The organism is Belliella marina (assembly GCF_042682445.1).
Classification (GTDB): Bacteria; Bacteroidota; Bacteroidia; order Cytophagales; family Cyclobacteriaceae; genus Belliella; species Belliella marina.
The window spans coordinates 116,742-137,118 of sequence record NZ_JBHUHR010000045.1 but is presented as its reverse complement, the minus strand read 5'-3'; the positions used below and the strand labels follow the sequence as shown (position 1 = coordinate 137,118).

At 41.0% G+C, this 20,377-nt stretch carries 14 protein-coding genes; 8 read left to right on the top strand and 6 right to left on the bottom strand.

Annotation, left to right across the window (positions count from 1 at the left end):
• Positions 1 to 333: 333 nt before the first annotated feature.
• On the bottom strand, positions 334 to 1,752 hold the full coding sequence (locus ACFSKL_RS17595) for a Glu/Leu/Phe/Val family dehydrogenase (protein ID WP_376887817.1): 1,419 nt from the start codon (positions 1,750 to 1,752) through the stop codon (positions 334 to 336).
• A gap of 245 nt (positions 1,753 to 1,997) precedes the next feature.
• Positions 1,998 to 3,083, bottom strand: coding sequence for a serine hydrolase domain-containing protein (locus ACFSKL_RS17590; RefSeq protein ID WP_376887815.1), 1,086 nt, complete (start codon positions 3,081 to 3,083; stop codon positions 1,998 to 2,000).
• Positions 3,084 to 3,163: 80 nt separating this feature from the next.
• Here ACFSKL_RS17590 and ACFSKL_RS17585 point away from each other — a divergent pair, with 80 nt between their 5' ends.
• Positions 3,164 to 4,831 (top strand): glycoside hydrolase family 10-like protein, encoded by a 1,668-nt coding sequence (locus tag ACFSKL_RS17585; protein ID WP_376887812.1) that lies wholly within the window; start codon positions 3,164 to 3,166, stop codon positions 4,829 to 4,831.
• A complete protein-coding gene (locus ACFSKL_RS17580; RefSeq protein WP_376887809.1) occupies positions 4,832 to 5,773 on the top strand; it encodes a GNAT family N-acetyltransferase in 942 nt (313 codons plus the stop codon).
• A 12-nt stretch (positions 5,774 to 5,785) separates the two neighbouring features.
• Here the strand turns inward: ACFSKL_RS17580 and ACFSKL_RS17575 are convergent, their stop codons facing one another.
• Complete coding sequence (locus ACFSKL_RS17575) at positions 5,786 to 6,214, bottom strand: response regulator (RefSeq protein ID WP_376887806.1); 429 nt, start codon at positions 6,212 to 6,214, stop codon at positions 5,786 to 5,788.
• A gap of 258 nt (positions 6,215 to 6,472) precedes the next feature.
• On the opposite strand from ACFSKL_RS17575, the gene pgi reads away from it, so the two are divergent.
• Positions 6,473 to 8,119, top strand: a complete 1,647-nt coding sequence (gene pgi / locus ACFSKL_RS17570; protein ID WP_376887803.1) for a glucose-6-phosphate isomerase — start codon at positions 6,473 to 6,475, stop codon at positions 8,117 to 8,119.
• A 259-nt stretch (positions 8,120 to 8,378) separates the two neighbouring features.
• Positions 8,379 to 8,630 (top strand): CBU_0592 family membrane protein, encoded by a 252-nt coding sequence (locus tag ACFSKL_RS23240; protein ID WP_417281970.1) that lies wholly within the window; start codon positions 8,379 to 8,381, stop codon positions 8,628 to 8,630.
• On the opposite strand, the gene ACFSKL_RS17565 is transcribed toward ACFSKL_RS23240, so the two are convergent.
• Complete coding sequence (locus tag ACFSKL_RS17565; protein ID WP_376887801.1) at positions 8,594 to 9,193, bottom strand: TetR family transcriptional regulator; 600 nt, start codon at positions 9,191 to 9,193, stop codon at positions 8,594 to 8,596. The two genes, ACFSKL_RS23240 and ACFSKL_RS17565, sit on opposite strands and share 37 nt — an antisense overlap.
• A 198-nt stretch (positions 9,194 to 9,391) precedes the next feature.
• Here ACFSKL_RS17565 and ACFSKL_RS17560 point away from each other — a divergent pair, with 198 nt between their 5' ends.
• The 4 genes from ACFSKL_RS17560 to ACFSKL_RS17545 all read left to right on the top strand — a co-directional run bounded on the left by ACFSKL_RS17560 (position 9,392) and on the right by ACFSKL_RS17545 (position 16,740).
• A complete protein-coding gene (locus ACFSKL_RS17560; protein ID WP_376887799.1) occupies positions 9,392 to 12,625 on the top strand; it encodes a SusC/RagA family TonB-linked outer membrane protein in 3,234 nt (1,077 codons plus the stop codon).
• An 18-nt stretch (positions 12,626 to 12,643) separates the two neighbouring features.
• Positions 12,644 to 14,437, top strand: coding sequence for a RagB/SusD family nutrient uptake outer membrane protein (locus ACFSKL_RS17555; protein WP_376887796.1), 1,794 nt, complete (start codon positions 12,644 to 12,646; stop codon positions 14,435 to 14,437).
• Positions 14,438 to 14,542: 105 nt separating this feature from the next.
• On the top strand, positions 14,543 to 15,481 hold the full coding sequence (locus ACFSKL_RS17550) for an endonuclease/exonuclease/phosphatase family protein (RefSeq protein WP_376887794.1): 939 nt from the start codon (positions 14,543 to 14,545) through the stop codon (positions 15,479 to 15,481).
• A complete protein-coding gene (locus ACFSKL_RS17545) occupies positions 15,478 to 16,740 on the top strand; it encodes an alkaline phosphatase family protein (RefSeq protein WP_376887792.1) in 1,263 nt (420 codons plus the stop codon). Before ACFSKL_RS17550 ends, ACFSKL_RS17545 begins: the two co-directional genes overlap by 4 nt.
• A gap of 91 nt (positions 16,741 to 16,831) precedes the next feature.
• Here the strand turns inward: ACFSKL_RS17545 and ACFSKL_RS17540 are convergent, their stop codons facing one another.
• Both ACFSKL_RS17540 and hutI read right to left on the bottom strand, forming a co-directional pair.
• Positions 16,832 to 18,826 (bottom strand): urocanate hydratase, encoded by a 1,995-nt coding sequence (locus tag ACFSKL_RS17540; RefSeq protein ID WP_376887790.1) that lies wholly within the window; start codon positions 18,824 to 18,826, stop codon positions 16,832 to 16,834.
• Between the two features lie 243 nt (positions 18,827 to 19,069).
• Complete coding sequence (hutI, locus tag ACFSKL_RS17535; protein ID WP_376887788.1) at positions 19,070 to 20,314, bottom strand: imidazolonepropionase; 1,245 nt, start codon at positions 20,312 to 20,314, stop codon at positions 19,070 to 19,072.
• Between the last annotated feature and the right edge of the window lie 63 nt (positions 20,315 to 20,377).

The window sequence follows — 20,377 nt, the reverse complement described above, 5'->3', positions numbered from 1 at the left end:
CTATATTGGAAACAGTATAGCGGATTTTTATTGTAAGTTGGTCAGGATAAAATGGAGGACTCTGTATACGTTTGAGTGGTTTTATTGGATTAATACAGTTAAAATTAGAATAATACAATAAAAATAATCAAAAAATACCCACAACAGGGTATTTTTTGAAATGAATTATATAAGTACATTTGTAACGGGTGATTAAGCAATTTTTCTTTGGCTATAGCCAAACTTTAGAAACTTGGAAGGGCTATATTTTTTAGTCTTTCGCTTTTTCAATCAAAAACCCTTTCAGGTAACTGAAAGGGTTTTTATTTTGTTGCAGCAGCGGCTTGGGGTGGATTAAGGGAAAATTCCAAGATCCGTATAACTGATCGCAATCCTTTCGATGGCAAGAATAAATGCAGCTGTTCTCAAACTTTGGATATTCTTTGTCTTTCGGGTACTGTTCATTGCATGGTATGCTTCGACCATAGTCTCTTCAAGTCCAGACAATACAAGATCCCTCTCAGAAGCGCCTTTGATGAGACCATCTTTTTCTTGGTCGGTAAACATCTCACCTGTTGCATTTTCTATGGTACCAAGAAGATTCCTGTATTTCTCCATGTCATATCTTTTTTCCAATTTACCAAAAGATACCCTTGAAAGGTTCTTGAGCCACTCAAAATAGGAGACCGTAACACCTCCTGCATTTAGATACATATCAGGGATGACCAAAATGTTTTTTTCAAGCAGGATTTTTTCTGCTTCCTGTGTAACGGGGCCATTGGCTGCTTCACCTATTATTTTAGCCTTGATTTTTGCTGCATTTTCTATGGTTATCTGGTTTTCGAGGGCTGCAGGTACCAAGATATCACATTCATAGGTCAAAAGATCAACACTGTTTTTGATAAACTCACCTTTTGGATAGCCTTTGAAGCCTTTATTTTTGAGTTGGTAGGATTTCAGTGCTTCAATGTCTATTCCCGTAGGATCATATATCCCTCCGTTCCATTCAGCCACAGCAATGATTTTAGCTCCTGACTCACGGATATATTTTGCGGAATAGTAACCCACATTACCCAAACCTTGGATAATGATAGTCTTGTCTTTCATTCCCGGAGTCAATCCGATGGCTTTCATGTCTTCTTCCACATTCACAGCCTCCCTGATCCCAAAATAAACACCTTGCCCTGTCGCTTCGGTACGTCCATCAATCCCGTGTTGGGATAGGGGTTTGCCTGTCACACAGCCTTTTGCATTGATCAATTCGGGATTGAAAGCCTCATAGGTATCTACAATCCAAGCCATTTCCCTTGAGCTGGTTCCGTAATCGGGGGCAGGGACATCTATTGCCGGGCCGATAAATTTCTTTTTGATCAATTCAGAAGTATATCTTCTCGTAATCTTTTCCAATTGGGTTGCATTGTACTCCAGAGGGTTGATTCTCACACCACCTTTGGCACCCCCAAAAGGGACATTCACCAAAGCACATTTGTATGTCATCAATGCTGCCAATCCCTTTACTTCATCTTCATTGACATGCTGACTATATCGGATCCCCCCTTTTACAGGAAGTTTATGATGTGAATGCTGAACTCTGTACCCAGTCAATGTTTCATAGGTCCCATCATCATTCCTAAGTGGGAAATTAAACTTATAGATACTGTTACACTGTTTGATTTGCTCGATTAGCCCAGGGTTAAGATTCATATGTCTGGCGGCATCGTCCACGAAACCACAAACATCCTGGAATAAACTGTACTCTGTCTGCTTACTCATAAAAATCGTTATTTTTGGTTAATATTCTAAGTTACGAATCATTTGAAATAAGTTATTGAACCTAACTTGAATTCTTGTGTTTTTTTTAAAGAAGGCCAGATCCGACTTTAATCCAGATCCAAATTGTATTTGGTTGATACAAGTTTTCTTTCCAATAGCAATTTGAAATATTGCATATACTTATTCTAGGGGAACTGTTGACAGTTGACGATTCCGAAAACCGGACTTGTCTTATCTATAATAAACTAATTTGGCATTGCAAGGTTTAATTTTTGCCAAATTGTATCAAGATATTGAAAAGAAACCAAGGCATCACTGGGGTCTAAACCTAACCTGATAAGCACTAGGTTTTGTGATGGTACAATACAAACGAATTGGCCATCCCGCCCCAAGCCAGCCACTAAATCTGAGGGCGCATTTGGAATTATGGGACCTGAAAATCCAGTTTGTAAAGTAGGAACCATGTAACTTTCCTTTCCATTAAGCCAAAACAGGTATCCGTAGCTTTTATTCATAGTCTGTGAGGATTGCGTCATCTGGTTTAAAAAATCTTGGTCTAAAACTTTCCTTCCTTCCCAAAAACCATTTGCTAAAATCAACAAGCCATATCTCGCTGCAGATCGTGTATTGCTAAAATACACGTTGTTGAAACCAATTGTTTGCCACTGACCAATCATTCCGATTCTTGAGGCTATTTTTGATTCAAAGTAAGCACCAAAGGATTCACCGCTTGCTTGAGCGATCACTTTGTCCAATATTGTGTAAGGGGCATTGTGGTAAGCCCATCTAGTACCTGGTTCAGTTTTGAATACCAGATTTTCTGGAGAAAAATCCGCATTATTGTCCACTCCATCATCCAAACCTGTGGTCATAGTCAATTGATGCCAAATGGTGATTTTTTGCTCTTGCTCAGGATGTAGGGAAGTCCAACCTTCCCCAAGATACTTGGAACTAGGTTCATCTACAGCCAATAAACCTTCTTGTTGTGCTATTCCAGTAAGTGTTGCAGTTAAAGTTTTTCCAGCGGATGCCCAATACCAAATTGAATTTTTGTCAAAGTTTTGGGTTCCTATAATTTGTGATCCAAAATACTTTTCGATGACAATCTTTCCTTCTTTTAGGATTATGAATCCTCTAGTATCTCCCTCTTCCAGCACATCATATAGCTCATGTAGCCTATCACTATTCCAATTTAGGGAAGAAGGGCTTGTGGTTTCCCAATTCTCAGAAGCAATTGGTGGAAAATAGAGTTCAGCAGTAATTGGGGCATCGGCATCTTTACAAGAAAATAAACATAAAGCGAGAACAGTACAAATTGAGAAAGATTTCATGATTTCTATCAAGTTGGAGTTGATTTTGCATTAAAAATCGCAAAATTTTCCCAGCTTTATATGTTAAAGTTACAACAAGCATGAAATGCATTCGGTTATCGATTTTTGAATTGGCCAGAATACTGGTTTTTATAATTTCTATAGGGTTATTTGCATCCTGTGGGTCATCAAGGAAGGCGACAAATGCCTCTGTGACATCTCCAAACAAACATCTTTCCGTAAATCCACCGAAGGGGTCAAACACCCTGCCTGTAATTAAGAAGGGTAACAGTTATTTCCCAATATCTGAGATCGATTTGAATCAGGAAAACAGGGAATTTAGGGGTGTTTGGATAGCCACTGTTGCCAATATAGATTGGCCTAAGTCAGGGATTGATTCTTGGGAAAAGCAAAAGTCTGATTTCTTGGCATTATTGGATTATTACCAGCAGTTGAATTTCAATGCTGTCATCGTACAGATCAGGGCAGCGGGGGATGCATTTTATCCTTCTAAATATGCCCCTTGGTCAAGATATTTGACGGGACAGGAAGGCTCGAAACCCAAGACATTGGAAGACCCTTTGTCATGGATGATTCTTCAGGTCCACCAACGGGGACTTGAATTTCATGCCTGGTTCAATCCCTTTAGGGCTACTTTTGATTTAAATACCTCCAAGTTAAGTGCCCAGCACGATTATTTTTCACACCCAGACTGGATGATCCAGTATGGTCCAAAATTTTATTATAATCCAGGTTTGCCTGAAGTGAGAAAGCATTTGGTAAACATCATTGAAGAAGTGGTTCAGAATTATGATATTGATGCAGTTCATTTTGATGATTATTTTTACCCATACAAAATCGAAAAGCAAGTCTTCAATGATGATCAGGCATATAAAAAATATGGGAATAACAAAAAACTGGATGATTGGAGACGGGAAAATGTGAACCTCTTGATCCAGGCAGTTCACCAAAAAGTCAAATCGACAAAACCTTGGGTTCAGTTTGGGATAAGTCCATTTGGTGTGTGGAGAAATAGCGATAGGGATCCAAATGGCTCCAATACCAAAGGAGGGGTGACCAATTATGATGATTTATATGCAGACCCAATCACTTGGATGAAGCAGAAGTGGATAGATTATCTTATCCCCCAGGTTTATTGGAGTATGGATTATAAATTGGCTTCCCACAGGGAGTTGGTGAATTGGTGGTCAAAAAACAGCTATGATACCAAAATCTATATTGGCAATGGTCCCTATAAGATCAGGGACAATGCAGATCTGGCGTGGAATGATCCACGTGAGATTTCAAAGCAAGTATCTTTTGCCAGGGCAACAAAGGGGATTCAAGGCAATGCATATTTCTCCGCACAGTCTTTTTATGCAAAAAACAAAGATGTGGCAAACCTACTTCATCAAGAGCATTATCAATTGAAGGTTTTGAGCCCACCATTTGAAAAGCCGATGACAAGTGTAGCATTGAAAAATGTACAGGTAGAGTTGACTTTAAATGAAAACAGTGTACAGATATTTTTCCCATATGCTGTAGATCCGATGTACAGGTTTGCACTGATATACGCCGGAAATGACTTGGGGCAGATCGCATCCAAAAGGGATCAGGTGCATGTACAAAAGATCTTTTTGGATGAGCGAAACAGAAATGGGTTTATCCTGGATTCGAAGCATGCAGGTTATCGGTATTATGCCGTAAGTTTTATTGATAGGTTTGGACAGGAAACCAAAGGGAAAGTTTTTGAAGTTAATCCCAGATAGATGGATTTTAGAGCAGCCAAATTGGAGGATATTCCGGGAATAGTATCCCTGTTGAGATTGTCATTGGGGGAAAAGCTGTTGCCTAAATCTGAGGCATTTTGGGTTTGGAAGCATATTGACAATCCTTTTGGGGCTTCATTGGTACTATTGGCGATAGACAAAGGGGATATAGTAGGGGTGAGGGCGTTTATGAGATGGGAGTGGGTCTATCAAGGAAAGGTTTTGAAAGCCTTGAGGGCTGTAGACACAGCGGTTCATCCAGATTATCAAGGGCAAGGCCTATTTACCAGACTGACCAAAAAATTGCTTGAAGATGCAAAGAATGAAGGTTTCGACTTTATATTCAATACACCAAACAGCAAGAGTATCCAAGGTTATTATAAAATGGGCTGGGAGAAATTTGGAAGTATTCCCATCAATGTCCAATTCAATGGCTTGTTTGTCAAGAAATCAACCCAAGTGATGCCAAATATTGATGTGGAGTTGTTTTTAAAGACTATAGATAGAATAAAGATGGATTCCGAAGGTATTTCCAAAAAATGCAATGTGGAATTCTTGGAATGGAGATATCTCAAATGCCCATTGCATACTTACCATTTCAGCACGGATGGAGAAACTTACTTATTGATTTATAGGTTTCGTGAGACTTCATTTGGTACTGAAATGCGAATAGTGGAAATGATCAGTTTAAAAAAGATTGATCGTCAAGGATTGCGTCTCGTCAATGAGGAGATTAAACGAATTCAAACCCAGGTGAAAGTCAATTACACCACGAATATCTCTTCTGGACACGGGTTTTTACTGGGAGGTATTTTTTCCCTACCAAAACTTCCCATTGGACCAATTTTGACCATCAGGGATTTGAATTTGGGGAGATTGAGGCATGGTATTTTCGATAAATCGAATTGGGATTATTCTTTGGGCGATTTAGAGCTTTTTTGAAAGGGATTGAATTTATGAATATTTGAAAAATTTCTCGATGGCATCTATTGAAGCTATGGAGAAAGGCTTGATAATATATCCAAAGACATTTTTGTTCCCATTGATTTTATCAATGTCCTCTTGGTTACTTGAGCTAGAAAGCACAACAATCCTGAAATTTTTCTTAATGTTCTCATCTAAGTCGTTATACCTTCCCAGAAAATCCCAGCCATTAAAAACAGGCATGTTCAAATCCAAAAGTACCAAAACAGGGTTTTTGTTGACAATGCCTTTTTGTGCTTCCACAATATGGTGTAAGTATTGGAAAGCATCTTTACCATCTTCGAATTTCCAGATTTTATGCAAATACCCTGCTCTTCGCAAGAATTTTGAGTTCAGGATGTTGATGACAGGATCGTCATCAACCAATAAAATGGATTCAAATTCATTGATGTCCGTCATGTTGTAAAATGTATAAAATTCTTGGTTTTATTCTAAAAATCAACTTGGCATAACCGAATGCCAATCTTTTTGATCTGATGATTTATGCAAATTTTGCCAAAATAAATTAGCATTCCTATACCAAGTTCTTGGTATTTTTTGAAGCAATTAAATATCGTTGGATTTTATATTTGTTTGGAGATTGCCGTTTGCTCTATATGCTTTTTCCCTTTAAATAATAATCTTACTTTTATGGCATCTATCAAATCAATTTCTTAAATGAAAAATATTAATCCTATTCAAACCAAATCATGGGCCAAGCTTTCCGATTTGTCAAAGGAAAAAAGTAGCCTAACAATTAAATCACTTTTTGCTGAAGGCAAAAGATTTGAGCAATATGCTATCCAATTGGAAGACATCCTTTTGGATTATTCCAAAAACAGAATTGACGATGCCGTAAAATCAGCTTTGTTTGAATTGGCGGAGGAAGTTGATTTAAAATCGGCCATTGAGGCGATGTTTACGGGAGAGAAAATCAACTTGACTGAAAATAGGGCAGTCCTGCATACGGCATTGAGGAATAGGTCTAACAGCCCGGTCTATTTTGAAGGCAAGGATGTGATGCCTGATATCAATGAGGTATTGGATCAAATGAAGACTTTTGCCAATAAAATTCAGGAAGGAAAATGGTTGGGCTATACTGGTAAGCCGATCAAATCACTTGTGAATATTGGAATAGGTGGGTCAGATCTAGGTCCTGTGATGGTCACAGAAACCTTGAAGCCTTTTCAGAACCCTAATCTGGAAATCTTTTTTGTGTCGAATGTAGATGGTACACATATGGCTGAGACTTTGAAAAAAGTTGATCCAGAAACTACGCTTTTCTTTATTGCATCAAAGACATTTACTACCCAGGAGACCATGACCAATGCACATACTGCAAGAGACTGGTTTTTGGAGTCGGCAAAAGAAGAGAGTGCTATCGCCAAACATTTTGTAGCCCTTTCTACCAATGCCAAATCGGTGGAGGAGTTTGGGATTGACCCCAAAAATATGTTTGCGTTTTGGGATTGGGTAGGTGGCAGGTATTCCTTGTGGTCTGCCATAGGACTGCCGATAGCTTGTGTGATTGGATTTGATAATTTCGAAAAATTGCTTGCTGGTGCCCATAGCATGGACCAGCATTTCAGGACTGCCAAATTTGAAGGGAATATGCCCGTAATATTGGCTTTGATTGGTCTGTGGAATACCAATTTCCTAGGCGCCACATCTGAGGCTATTTTGCCATATGATCAATATCTGCATAGGTTTGCTGCCTATTTCCAGCAGGGAAATATGGAGTCCAATGGCAAATATGTGAGTAGGTCAGGAGAAAAGGTTGAATATTCAACCGGTCCGATTATCTGGGGCGAACCTGGTACAAATGGACAGCATGCATTTTACCAACTGATTCACCAAGGCACGCATTTGATTCCCTGTGACTTTATAGCACCAGCCAATTCCCATAATCCTATTGGGGATCATCATGTAAAATTACTGTCAAATTTCTTTGCGCAGACTGAGGCATTGATGAATGGCAAGTCTTATGAAGACGTAGTGGCAGAAATGCAAAAAGCAGGAAAATCGAAAGAAGAGATAGAGAAAATAGCCCTTCATAGGGTTTTTGAAGGAAACAGGCCCACTAATTCGATCTTGGTGAAGGAAATCAATCCTTATACACTTGGACAGTTGGTGGCGATGTACGAGCATAAGATTTTCGTACAAGGGGTTATCTGGAATATTTTGAGTTTCGATCAGTGGGGTGTTGAGTTGGGTAAAGTGCTTGCGAATGCAATTTTGCCTGAGCTTCATGGAGATGAGCCTGTTGCCTCACATGATGCTTCTACCAATGGCTTGATCAATGCTTTCAAATCTATGAGAAAATAGGTTTGGAGTTGGGTTCCAAAGTAAAAAAAGGTGTGGTATATAGCTACACCTTTTTATTCTTCTGTTGATCATCTTAGTGATACTGTATTTAATCAGGGAAATCGCTTTTAGCAATTTCAAAGCGGGAATCTTCGATGGTGTCTAATTTAGTTGGTTGGTCTGTGGAAACACAGACCAAGGTGATTAAGTAAAAGCCCTCAAAGACTTTACCTGCTAAAAGTGCTTTCCCTTTGTGATTTAACCTGGATTGAAGAGTGCTATGTTTTATATGTTAATAGGGTGGGTTGGAGCAATCTTATTCATCACGTCATACTTTATGCTCTCCATAGGGAAACTTCGTCAAGAAGGAAAGTACTACCATTTGCTAAACCTGTGCGGGGCAATATGTTTGGTTGTCAATGCAATCCACTTTAATGACAATGCCAACATATTAGTCAATATAGTTTGGGCGGCAATTGCACTCATGGCATTGTATCAAGTGGCTAAAGCTTCTTTTCGGAGCAAATCATAGACTTGTTCTTTAAAGTATTTAAGTTTTTGTTGATACTCTTCTTCATTATCAAACATAGAGAGATAATAGTAAGCGCCTTCGACAACTACAAATATTTTCTCTGACAATGCCCCGGTATCAGTTTTTTTAAGTTCAGGGTCTTTTCTTAGGATAGATTCCAGAGTTGATCTGAGTCCTTCATGTAAGTGTTTATATTCTTTCCTTATTTCCCGGTTTCTGAAAATCAATGCGTAACAGCTGTAAAAGACTCCGTCATCAAATAGGGCATTCCATTCTCTGGAAAACAATTTTTCAACCAATAATTCAGCATTCAAACTTTGTCCTTGATCAATCTGCTGTATGATGGGCTCATATATCAATTGATACTGGTCCAAAATATACTTGATCAGCTCCTGTATCAGAAGGTCTTTGTTTGGGAAATAGTGCATGATCAAACTTGGAGGCATTTTTAGATGCTTTCCAATTTTTGCGATGGATGTGTTTTCAAGCCCGTTTTCCTTGGATAGTTCATAAAATCCTTTGACTATCTCCTCTTTTCTAATGTCTCTGATTTTGTGTTTCATAATCAATGCAAATATAATAATAGGTAAAGTATAAAAAAATAATTTACATTTTCTTTTGTTTTTTGTTTCGCAATATTTAATATTGAATGAATGTTCAATAAATATTTGTTCATACTGGATTAACATATAGGTAATACTGTTGGTCTGTATTGCATTGTTTTTCAGAAACTTTAAAATTTAAAACTCAAATAATGGATTATGGTAAGAGATTTACTCAATTGGCCAAAAAGATTCGATGTTATTAAAATGACTTTCGTATTCTTATGCTTTGCTGCGTCTGTAGGCGCAGTTGCTCAAGTGACAGTCACAGGAACTGTAACAGATGGAACTGAAAATCTCCCACTTCCAGGAGTGACAGTAATCGAGAAAGGCACAGCCCATGTCGTGGTAACGGATATAGATGGGAAGTACTCTCTGAATGTGTCAAATGGAGATGCTTCATTGGTTTTTTCCTTTATAGGATTTGAAACTGTTACTTTGCCACTTCAGGGTAGGACTTCATTGGATGTGACACTCCAACCTGAAGAAACCATGCTGGAACAGGTGATAGTGGTAGGCTATGGTACACAAAAGAAGGTCAATATTTCTGGGGCTGTAGATCAAATCTCAGGTGAACAGCTAGTGAATAGACCAGTCGCCAACGTAATGCAGGGCTTGCAAGGTGCCAGTCCCGGGTTGAACATCACCTATTCGGGTGGGCGTCCGGGTTCTGTTCCTGACATCAATATTAGGGGATTTACTTCTATCAATGGAGGAGGTCCTTTGATTGTGATCGATGGTATCGCCTCTAGCAATGAAGATCTCCTCAGGCTTAGCCCTTCGGATATTGCTTCATTTACAGTCCTTAGGGATGCTTCCTCTGCGGCTATTTATGGAGCGAGGGCAGCATTTGGTGTGGTATTGATTACCACCAAGGAAGGGACTGGCGGAAAGCAGACAATGAGTTACAACAGCACTTTCACTTGGGGAAGGCCTACTGTGCTTCCCAGACCTGTCACAGATCCATACATTTATTCCAGGGTGATGGACCAGGCCACCAGCAATACACCTTGGAATTATATCAATTACTCTGATGACCACTATACTTGGGCGAAGGAAAGATCTGAAAACCCAAGTATAGAAGATGTCAGAATAGACCCGAATGATCCCAACAGATGGGCATATATGGGAAACAATGACTGGTATGATTATTTTTTCAACTCATCCAGCTTTTCGACCAATCAGAGTTTGGCGATCAGTGGGAGTACAGATTCCGGAAACCTTCCTGTTGGATATTATCTTTCTGCTGACTATACCAGGGAAAACGGGATGAACAAACTCGCTCCAGACCACTGGGATAGGTATGCCTTGAGAGCCAGAATCAACGTCAGTCCAAAAAAATGGCTGAAAGTAGACAATAACCTCAACCTATACCAAACTGAGCGGGCCGATCCAACCACAAACATTACCGATATCTATTATCTCCGGCCACTGGATGTAGCTACGAACCCAGATGGAAGCTGGGCAAATACAGATGCAGGAAGGTTGGCGGCAAGACTTACCGAAGGTGGACGAAACAATGAGAATATGTTTGGTTTTCATAATATTCTCAGGGGGATTGGGACATTTTTGAATGGAGACCTTTCGGTGACAGGCAATGTGAGTGTCAAGCGGGAGCAGTGGAAGTATGGCTGGGATCGAAGGAAGTTTGACATTGGCTTTGGACCTGAAGATATCAGGACTGAAGGAGGGGATGGTTTTGTAGCTGAACGTAACGGTTATTTGACCAATACGATTCTAGATCTATATTCCAACTACAACAAAAAGCTTGGAGAGCACAGTATTGGGTTGCTGGGTGGATTCAACCAGGAAGATTATATCTATTCCTCTGTCGAGTCAGAGCGGAGGGTGCTGATATCTTCATCATTGCCTTATCTTGGCCTGACTACTGGAGATAATTTTGTAAGGCCAGGATACAGTTCCTATGCCACCAGAAGTTTGTTTGGAAGGGCCAGCTACAATTACAAAGGGAAGTATATTGCGGAATTCAATGGGCGATATGACGGGTCATCCAGGTTTCCAAGCACTAATAGATGGGGTTTTTTCCCTTCGGTATCCGGAGCTTGGATTATGAGTGATGAATCATTCTTTAGTGGTTTGACCAATATTGTTTCGATGTTTAAGATCAGGGCTTCTTATGGCAGCTTGGGCAACCAGAATGTTTCCAATTTTGGTTACATACAGGCATTGCCTACCGGTCTTTCCAGTCACTTGATTGGGGGCGAGCGACAGACTATCATTACTTCTGCCCCGCCACTTGCTGTCGATCCTAATTTTTACACTTGGGAGAGGGTGATAACCACCAACTTTGGGCTTGATGTCGGTATTCTTGAGGATAAAATATTCGCTTCAATGGACTATTTCATCAGGGATACCAAGGATATGCTTACCAATCCAGTAGAGCTTCCGGGTGTTCTGGGGACTTCTGCTCCCTTGCAAAATGCAGCCGACTTACAGACCAAAGGCTGGGAATTGTCTGTAACTTACAGAGATCATTTTAATACTGGTTCTGGTCCTGTGCAGCTGTCGACAAGGTTTTTTCTTTCGGATTCCAGATCTTGGATTACCAAGTTTGAAAATGAGCAGCAGTTGTTGTCCAACTGGAGAGTGGGGCAGGAAGTTGGTGAGATCTGGGGACTGTCCAGCAATGGATATTTTCAGAATTATGATGAAATCAATCAATTGGATCAGTCTGCAATAGTTCCCTGGGGCGCTTTGGATGTTGTTCCCGGATGGCCCAAGTATATGGATTTGGATGGAGATGGCAAAATCGAACGTGGGCAGACTGCCACAGATCCCAAGGATTTGAGTGTTATCGGCAACAGTCGACCAAGATATCATTTTGGGGCTAATATTGACGTGTCTTGGAAAGGATTGGATTTGTCCATATTCCTACAAGGAGTGGGACGTCAGGATTATTACCCGAGGCATTACCTGTTCTGGGGACCATACCAACAGCCTTATGCCAATATATATCCTTGGAATTTGGATTTCTACAGAGCTGAAGCTGACAATGACCAAATGCGGGCATTGCACTCTGCATCCTATATTGCTGCAGGGCTTGCAGATGCCAATACGGATTCCAGCTATCCGGTACTCCAATCCTGGTTGGCAGATGCGAATTATGGAGGAGGTCTAGATATTCCCCAAACCAAGTACTTGCTCAACGCAGCCTATATGCGGGTGAAAAACCTTTCTATAGGATATAGTCTTCCTGAGGTTTGGACCCAAAAATTGAAAGTCAGCAGGGCTAGGTTTTTTGTGTCAGGTGAAAACCTTTATGAGTTTTCAGCCATCAAGAAGTTTGTGGATCCTGAAAGTGTAAACAATGGATTTGGATGGTCTTACCCTTTCCAAAGAAGGTATGCCGTAGGAGTAAATATAGATTTTTAAAATTCAACGATTCCGATCATGAAAAAACATATCATAATAATCATATCAATAGTTTTGGGGCTGGGAGCTTGCAATGAAGATTTCCTGAACAAATATCCCCAGACTTCTATTTCCCCTGAAGAATTCTTCAAGTCAGAGGCAGATTTGGAACTTTATATCAATGGACTTTTGTCTCTCCCAGGTCCTGGACAGTATCAGGCTGACCAGAGCAGTGACAATCTGGCTACCACAGGAGCCATAGAAGTCAAAACCATGATGACAGGTACACCAAACTCCCAAAATATCACAGGGGGTTGGGGCTGGGGAAGACTGAGGAATATCAACTACTTTCTTGATAACTTCCGAAAAGCAAATGGAACGGCAGAAGCCTTGAATCATTTTGAGGGGCTTGCAAGGTATTACCGGGCCATGTTTTATTTTGGAATGGTCAAGCGTTTCTCCGATGTACCTTGGTATGATAAAACACTATACCCCAAAGACGAAGAACTATATAAAGCCAGAGACCCAAGGGAATTGGTTATGGAAAAAGTCTTTGAGGATTTGGATTTTGCTGCAACCCATGTTAGGGAAGCGGTTCCATCCGGAACTCCAGGCAAATGGGCTGTGACCAGCTTTTATGCAAGGGTTGCCTTATATGAGGGGACTTATAGAAAATATCACCCCGAGCTCAATCTGGAGCATACAGCAGGGGCTATATTGGATTTGGCGGCAAAAACAGCAAAAAAAGTTATGGATACTGGTAAGTTCCAGATCCATAATTCAGGAAATCCTGAAATGGATTATTCCAGATTGTTCACAAGTCTTAACCTTGCGAGTAACCAAGAGGTAATACTTTATAACCCTTACGATATCAACAAAGACCGAAACAGTAACATAAATAATACGGTATTTGGAAGCTTTGAACAATCCCCTACGAGAGATTTGATTCAGACATATTTGATGAAGGATGGTTCCAGATTCACAGATAACCCAGGGTACGATTCCTTTGGTTATGTGCAGGAATTTGAAGAAAGGGACCCAAGACTGAAGCAGACAATGGTGTACCCTGGATGGGTAAGGGTTCCTAATCCCGGTCCGTACATTCCCCAACTAAACAGGAATTTTACCGGATATTATCAACTGAAAGGATATAGCAATACGATAGATAATGTTGCTATTGGAAGCGTGGATTTTCCAGTGTACAGATATGCAGAGGTTCTCTTGACATATGCTGAGGCCTTGGCTGAGCTAGGGCATCTAACCCAAGATGATTTGGATGCAAGTGTCAACTTGCTAAGGAGAAGGGTAGGATTGCCGGATCTGGTTTTAAGTGAAGCCAATAGCAACCCCGATCCTTTTCTCCAATCAAAATACCCGAATCTGGCTGGAGCAAACCGCGGTGTGATCTTGGAGATCAGGAGGGAAAGACGTGTGGAATTTGCCCTTGAAGGATATCGATATGACGACCTGATGAGATGGCATGCAGGGAAACTTCTGGAAAAAATTCCCGAGGGCATGTATTTTTCAGGTTTGGGAAAATATGATATGACAGGTGATGGGATAGAGGATATCATCCTGATAGATAAAGACAGTGTTATCCCTCAAGATCCTGAAAAAGAGACAAACGAATTGGGGGTAAGACTGATGTATTATAGAGCTGGGTCTGTAGGTGATAATGTTACCGTATACATGAGAAATGGGGTAAATGGTGGCACATTGGTAACCGAAACTAACCCAAGACAGTTTATAGAACCAAAATATTATTACAGGCCTATCCCAATCCAGCATGTCACACTCAACCCCAATCTAGTACAGATTTTTGGTTGGGAATAGGTGGGGTTGTATAGGTTATTCACCTTTCCAGAGACTTACAGCTCTGGAAGGGTGAAACTTCATGATATTTATTGTTTTCGTGTTTTTGATTGAATCAGATTATTTATGAAATCAGCATTTGTTGCCAGCTTCATTTTGACCTTGTTAGTATCATGTCAGGAAAAGCCGAATGATATAGAGCTATCAGTAATGGTTTGGAATATTTGGGAAGGGGGGAGTAGCCGTCTGATTGAAAGGGACGGTGTTCCAGATGTGATAAAGACTATTCAGATAGCTGACCCCGACATCGTATTGTTGGTCGAAACATACGGTTCAGGGATGAGAATAGCTGATTCCCTTGGGATGCATTTTCATCTGATAGCTCCAGAAGGAACTGCGGTCGATGACCCCGGTACCAATCTTTCTATCTTGAGCAAATATCCTTTTGGGCGGAGGATTGATTTTTACAATCACTTCAATATCGGTGGAATAGAGGTAGATGTGGATCGGTTTGGGAAAATAAGGTTGTTTGATCTGTGGCTAAACTTCCAACCTTGGCATGATGAACCTGAGACGCTGGATATGTCCCCAAATGAATTGGTCGAATGGGAAATATCAGGGGGTAGACAGGAAGAAGTCCAAACAATCTTGCAAAACCTAACCCCATTCCTGAAAGAATCTGACGATATCCCAGTCATATTGGGAGGGGATTTCAATATTTGGTCCTATAGGGACTGGGGAGAGGATACCCAGGATTTGCACCAGGGTAAAACAGTCTCTTGGTGGACTTTGGCAGAATTCGAAAAAGCTGGGTTTATAGATGGTTTTCGACAGATCCATCCCAATGCCCAAACCCACCCTGGGATTTCTTGGGGAATGCCGGGAATCAAGGATGATCACCGGATAGATTACATTCTGTACAAAGGAAAGTCTATTCAGGCAATTGATTCCGAAATCCATAAAGCAGATTACAACAACGAGCTTATTTTCAGGGGAGATACCATCGATTTTCCTTCCGATCATGGCTTTGTCTTGACTAAATTTAAACTGAACGCAAAAAAATGAAACAACATATTATATTTCTTTTTGTATTATTCTCAGTAGGTTCCAGCATTGATTTGTATGCCCAAAACAGGCAAAAGAAGGTTTTGTTCGTTATATTAGACGGGATTCCGGCTGAGGTTATTGAGAATAACCCTACTCCAAATTTGGATAAGATTTCAGAAAAAGGCGGGTATTCGAGAGCCTATGTGGGAGGCGTCAAAGGGGGGCATTCGGAAACACCGACTATTTCTGCCGTTGGGTATAACAGTCTGCTAACAGGAACCTGGGTCAATAAACATAATGTTCGCGGCAACAGTATTAGGCAACCGAATTATAATTATTGGTCTATATTCCGGTTTTTTAAGGAAGCTTATCCTTGCAAAAAAACTGCAATATACTCGACTTGGCAGGATAACCGAACCAAATTACTTGGAGAAAATCTTCCAGAAACCGGGTTTTTGGGGCTGGATTTTCATTTTGATGGGTTGGAATTGGACACCATTGCCTTTACCCATGATCCTTTAAGTTCGTATATCAGAGACATAGATTCCATTGTCAGCAAAAAAGCCGCAAATGACATTTCTGTATATGGTCCCGATCTTACATGGGTTTATCTACAATATACTGATGATGTGGGACATCGATATGGATTTGGTGATGAAATGGACAAAGCAACGAGAGAGGCGGATCATCAAATTGGCCTGTTGTGGCAATCAATTCAGAAAAGAATACAATATGATAATGAAGATTGGTTGATCATCATCACCACAGACCATGGAAGAGGGGAGGGAGGTTTTCACCATGGCGGCCAGTCAGATGAGGAACGGGAAATTTGGATAGCGAGTAACTATAAATTCAACGTGCATTTTGACAACAACCCGGGAATCGTTGATGTTTTGCCAACAATCGCCGAATATCTTGCTATTCCTATAGCAAAAAATAAAGCTATGGAATTAGATGGTGTATCGATGCTGGGAGAAGTGTATGCTTCTGATCTGCGTGGTAGCATTGTGGATGAAAAACTCAAATTAACTTGGAAGGGTTATCAAAACCAGCAAAATGCCATCGTTTGGCTTACTTCCAGCAATCAATTCCGACACGGAAATACAGATCATTACCACTATTTGGGAGAAGTGGAAATTGGCAAAGGATCTGCCGAATTTGACTTGGAGTCATATGAGTTTGAAAATTTAAAAGTGGTATTGGAACTTCCAAAGGGATTTATCAATACTTGGGTAAAGAAGGTGGAGGTGAAAAATGAAATTGAGTCCGGTAAATAACCGATGCCTTATTTCCCATATAGGAAGTTAAAGGATGTCATACCTTTAACTTCCTATATGGTTATTTCCAAATTCATTTTGAAGTTCAACCTCAGAAATCCAAAAGCCCATCATCTACAATTTCGGGGATTGTTACTCTCAATCCAGGTGTTCTTTCCATCTCTCGTTTGATGGCAAACAATGCTTCGTCATTTCTAGCCCATGCCCTTCGGGAAATACCATTGTTGACATCGTAGAAAAGCATGGAGTGGAGCTTTCTGTCTGCTTCTTGGGTTCCGTCGAGTAGCAATCCGAACCCTCCGTTGATGACTTCTCCCCAGCCTACTCCACCTCCATTGTGGATAGATACCCAAGTGGCCCCACGGAAACTGTCTCCAATCACATTATGGATGGCCATGTCGGCAGTATATTTACTGCCGTCATAAATATTGCTTGTCTCACGGTAAGGGGAATCTGTTCCGCTGACATCATGATGGTCTCTACCAAGTACAACTGGAGCGGATAATTCACCTGATCGAACAGCTTGATTGAAAGCTTGGGCGATTTTTATTCTACCCTCAGCATCTGCATAGAGAATCCGTGCCTGAGAACCAACGACGAGCTTGTTTTTGCCTGCTTCTTCTATCCAGCGGATATTGTCCTGCATCTGTTGTTGGATTTCTAATGGAGCTGTTGCTTTGATTTCTTCCATCACTTTAAGGGCTATTTGGTCTGTTTTTTCCAAGTCTTCGGCTTTACCGGATGTGCAGACCCATCTGAATGGTCCAAAACCATAATCAAAACACATTGGTCCTAAAATATCCTGAACATAAGATGGATATCTAAAATCAATTCCATTTTCAGCCATCACTTCTGCCCCTGCACGGGAAGCTTCCAATAAAAAAGCATTTCCATAGTCGAAAAAGTAGGTCCCTTTTGCCACATGTCTATTGATCGAAGTAGCTTGTCTTCGCAGAGATTCTTGCACTTTGATTTTAAATTGATCGGGGTCATTGGCCATCATTTCATTGGATTCCTCGAAGCTCAAACCAACAGGATAGTACCCTCCAGCTAGAGGGTTGTGCAATGAAGTTTGGTCAGAACCGAGTTCCACGGTGATATTTTCTTCGTCAAATTTTTCCCAGACATCAACCACATTTCCTATAAAAGCAATAGAAACCACCTCTAGGTTTTCTTGCGCCTTTCTGACTCTATGAATCAAAACATCCAAATCCTCTATCAATTCATCTACCCAGCCTTGTTCGTGTCTCTTGCGGGCAGCCTTGGGGTTTACTTCTGCACAGATGGTAATACAGCCTGCAATATTTCCCGCTTTGGGCTGAGCACCCGACATGCCACCCAAACCAGCTGTAAGAAATACTTTGCCTTTAGGATTAACCTCAGCCCCCAGTTTTTTTCTAAATGCATTCATCACAGTGATGGTGGTGCCATGGACGATTCCCTGTGGTCCAATGTACATATAGGAGCCAGCTGTCATTTGTCCATATTGGGTGACGCCGAGTGCATTGTACTTTTCCCAATCATCAGGTTTGGAATAGTTGGGGATCATCATGCCATTGGTCACGATCACTCTGGGGGCATCTTTGGAAGATGGAAAAAGTCCCATAGGGTGTCCTGAATACATGTGGAGGGTTTGCTCTTCGGTCATTTCGGCCAGGTACATCATGGTCAGCAGGTATTGCGCCCAGTTTTGAAATACAGCCCCATTGCCCCCATAGGTAATCAATTCTTGTGGATGTTGCGCTACAGCTGGATCCAAGTTGTTTTGGATCATCAGCATGATGGCTGCTGCCTGCTGGGATTTGGCAGGATATTCCGAAATCGAACGGGCATACATGTCGTAATCCGGCATGAATCGGTACATGTAGATCCTTCCATATTCTTGTAATTCTTCAAAAAATTCCTTCGCCAGTTCCGCATGCCAAGCTTTGGGGAAATAGCGGAGTGCGTTTTTGACCGCCAATTTTTTCTCTTCCACAGTCAATATATCCTTTCGCTTTGGAGCGTGTGAAAAATTAGGATCTAGGCTCTTTTTGGAAGGTAGGGTAGAAGGGATGCCTTGGAGGATTTGTTCTTGGAAATTCATGTTCTTTAGTTTGGGTATTTTTATTGGAAGTCTTAGGATGCTTACGAGTTGATATTAGCTTCGCGATATTTTTGGATATGTTATAGATATTGGCTTCCCGAAATTGATTGATATTAGACGTACGATATTGTATGGTTTTATAAATACATACTCTCTGAATTTTTAACTGAACGCGTGTTCTTTAGGGAAAACTCAATATCCACCAATATCCAATATCGATCAATATCCAATATCGATTAATATCTAAACCAATCTTCCATTCTTATATACTATGGATGGTTTCAACTTCCCCTGCTGATATGTAATCTCCCGGTAATCATCAGTTGGGAAAAATATAAGATCAGCAAGTTTGCCTATTTCCAGTGTGCCCCGGTCTGCAAGATTAAGGGCAGCGGCGGCTCTACAGGTGATTCCAGCCAACACTTCTGCATTGCTGAGTTTTTCGAAAGTACCCAGAACAGATGCCTGCATCAGCAAGTCTCCCATGGGAGCTGAACCGGGATTCCAGTCAGAGGCAATTGCTAGGGAAGCTCCTGCATCCAGCAATTTTCTGGCAGGTGTATAAGCGACCCCCAATCCCATAGAGGCGCCTGGAAGTGCTACAGAAATGGTGTCCGAATTTGCCAATAATTCTATTTCCTTGTCTCCACTTGCTTCCAAATGATCAGCAGAAATGGCATCAAAATCAACAGCTACCTGAGAGCCTCCAGTGTGAAACTGGTCTGCATGTACAGTGATGTCAAAGCCAATTTCCTTTGCCTTTTGAAAATAGGAATTGATATCTTCAGGGGCAAAGGCTGTGTCCTCAATAAAAGCATCAATGCGATTGGCCAATCCTTCTTCTTTGAGGATGGAAAAAACTTCTTCAGCAATTTTTTTAAGGTAATCCCTCAGCGTGCCTTGGAAATCCTTTGGTGGAATATGGGCGGCCAAGCAGGTGGGGATCAAGTCAGCAGTTGTGTTTTCATTGGCCAGTTTGATTGCTCTTAGCATTTTGAGTTCATCTTCCACAGATAATCCATAGCCACTTTTGACTTCAATGGTGGTGATTCCGTCCTTTAGATGTCTATTTGCTCTCTTGACTGTCAGTTGTGCTAATTTTTCTAGGCTGGCTTTGCGGGTTTGGGTCACTGTGTCCCAGATTCCACCGCCTGCTTTTGCAATTTCAAGATAAGATACACCAGCGTTGCGCATGGCGTAATCTTTGGATCTGCTACCCCCAAAGCAAATATGGGTGTGACAATCAATGAAACCCGGAAGTGCTACAAAGTCACCTTTTAGATTGACCATTTCAGCCCCTATAGACTGTGCTTCAGGGTAGAGATCCCAATATGGTCCTATTTCATAGATTTCTTCATTCTTAATCAAAATACCAGCTTCTTGGATGACATGCAGCTGCTCATCTTTCAATGCTCCTTTCTGAGGAAGTCTTGCCATGGTGAGGGCTTGGCGGATAGGTCCGATGAATGTGTATTTGATGGTTTGCATATTGTTTTTCTATAATGTTTTTGCCACTAACCTGCTTGTTGTTAAGGGGAAATAGGCAATAAA

Coding starts and splice junctions, on each gene's coding strand:
- ACFSKL_RS17595 (WP_376887817.1), bottom strand. CDS start 1,752: ATGAGTAAGCAGACAGAGTACAGTTTATTCCAGGATGTTTGTGGTTTC.
- ACFSKL_RS17590 (WP_376887815.1), bottom strand. CDS start 3,083: ATGAAATCTTTCTCAATTTGTACTGTTCTCGCTTTATGTTTATTTTCT.
- ACFSKL_RS17585 (WP_376887812.1), top strand. CDS start 3,164: ATGAAATGCATTCGGTTATCGATTTTTGAATTGGCCAGAATACTGGTT.
- ACFSKL_RS17580 (WP_376887809.1), top strand. CDS start 4,832: ATGGATTTTAGAGCAGCCAAATTGGAGGATATTCCGGGAATAGTATCC.
- ACFSKL_RS17575 (WP_376887806.1), bottom strand. CDS start 6,214: ATGACGGACATCAATGAATTTGAATCCATTTTATTGGTTGATGACGAT.
- pgi (WP_376887803.1), top strand. CDS start 6,473: ATGAAAAATATTAATCCTATTCAAACCAAATCATGGGCCAAGCTTTCC.
- ACFSKL_RS23240 (WP_417281970.1), top strand. CDS start 8,379: ATGTTTTATATGTTAATAGGGTGGGTTGGAGCAATCTTATTCATCACG.
- ACFSKL_RS17565 (WP_376887801.1), bottom strand. CDS start 9,193: ATGAAACACAAAATCAGAGACATTAGAAAAGAGGAGATAGTCAAAGGA.
- ACFSKL_RS17560 (WP_376887799.1), top strand. CDS start 9,392: ATGGTAAGAGATTTACTCAATTGGCCAAAAAGATTCGATGTTATTAAA.
- ACFSKL_RS17555 (WP_376887796.1), top strand. CDS start 12,644: ATGAAAAAACATATCATAATAATCATATCAATAGTTTTGGGGCTGGGA.
- ACFSKL_RS17550 (WP_376887794.1), top strand. CDS start 14,543: ATGAAATCAGCATTTGTTGCCAGCTTCATTTTGACCTTGTTAGTATCA.
- ACFSKL_RS17545 (WP_376887792.1), top strand. CDS start 15,478: ATGAAACAACATATTATATTTCTTTTTGTATTATTCTCAGTAGGTTCC.
- ACFSKL_RS17540 (WP_376887790.1), bottom strand. CDS start 18,826: ATGAATTTCCAAGAACAAATCCTCCAAGGCATCCCTTCTACCCTACCT.
- hutI (WP_376887788.1), bottom strand. CDS start 20,314: ATGCAAACCATCAAATACACATTCATCGGACCTATCCGCCAAGCCCTC.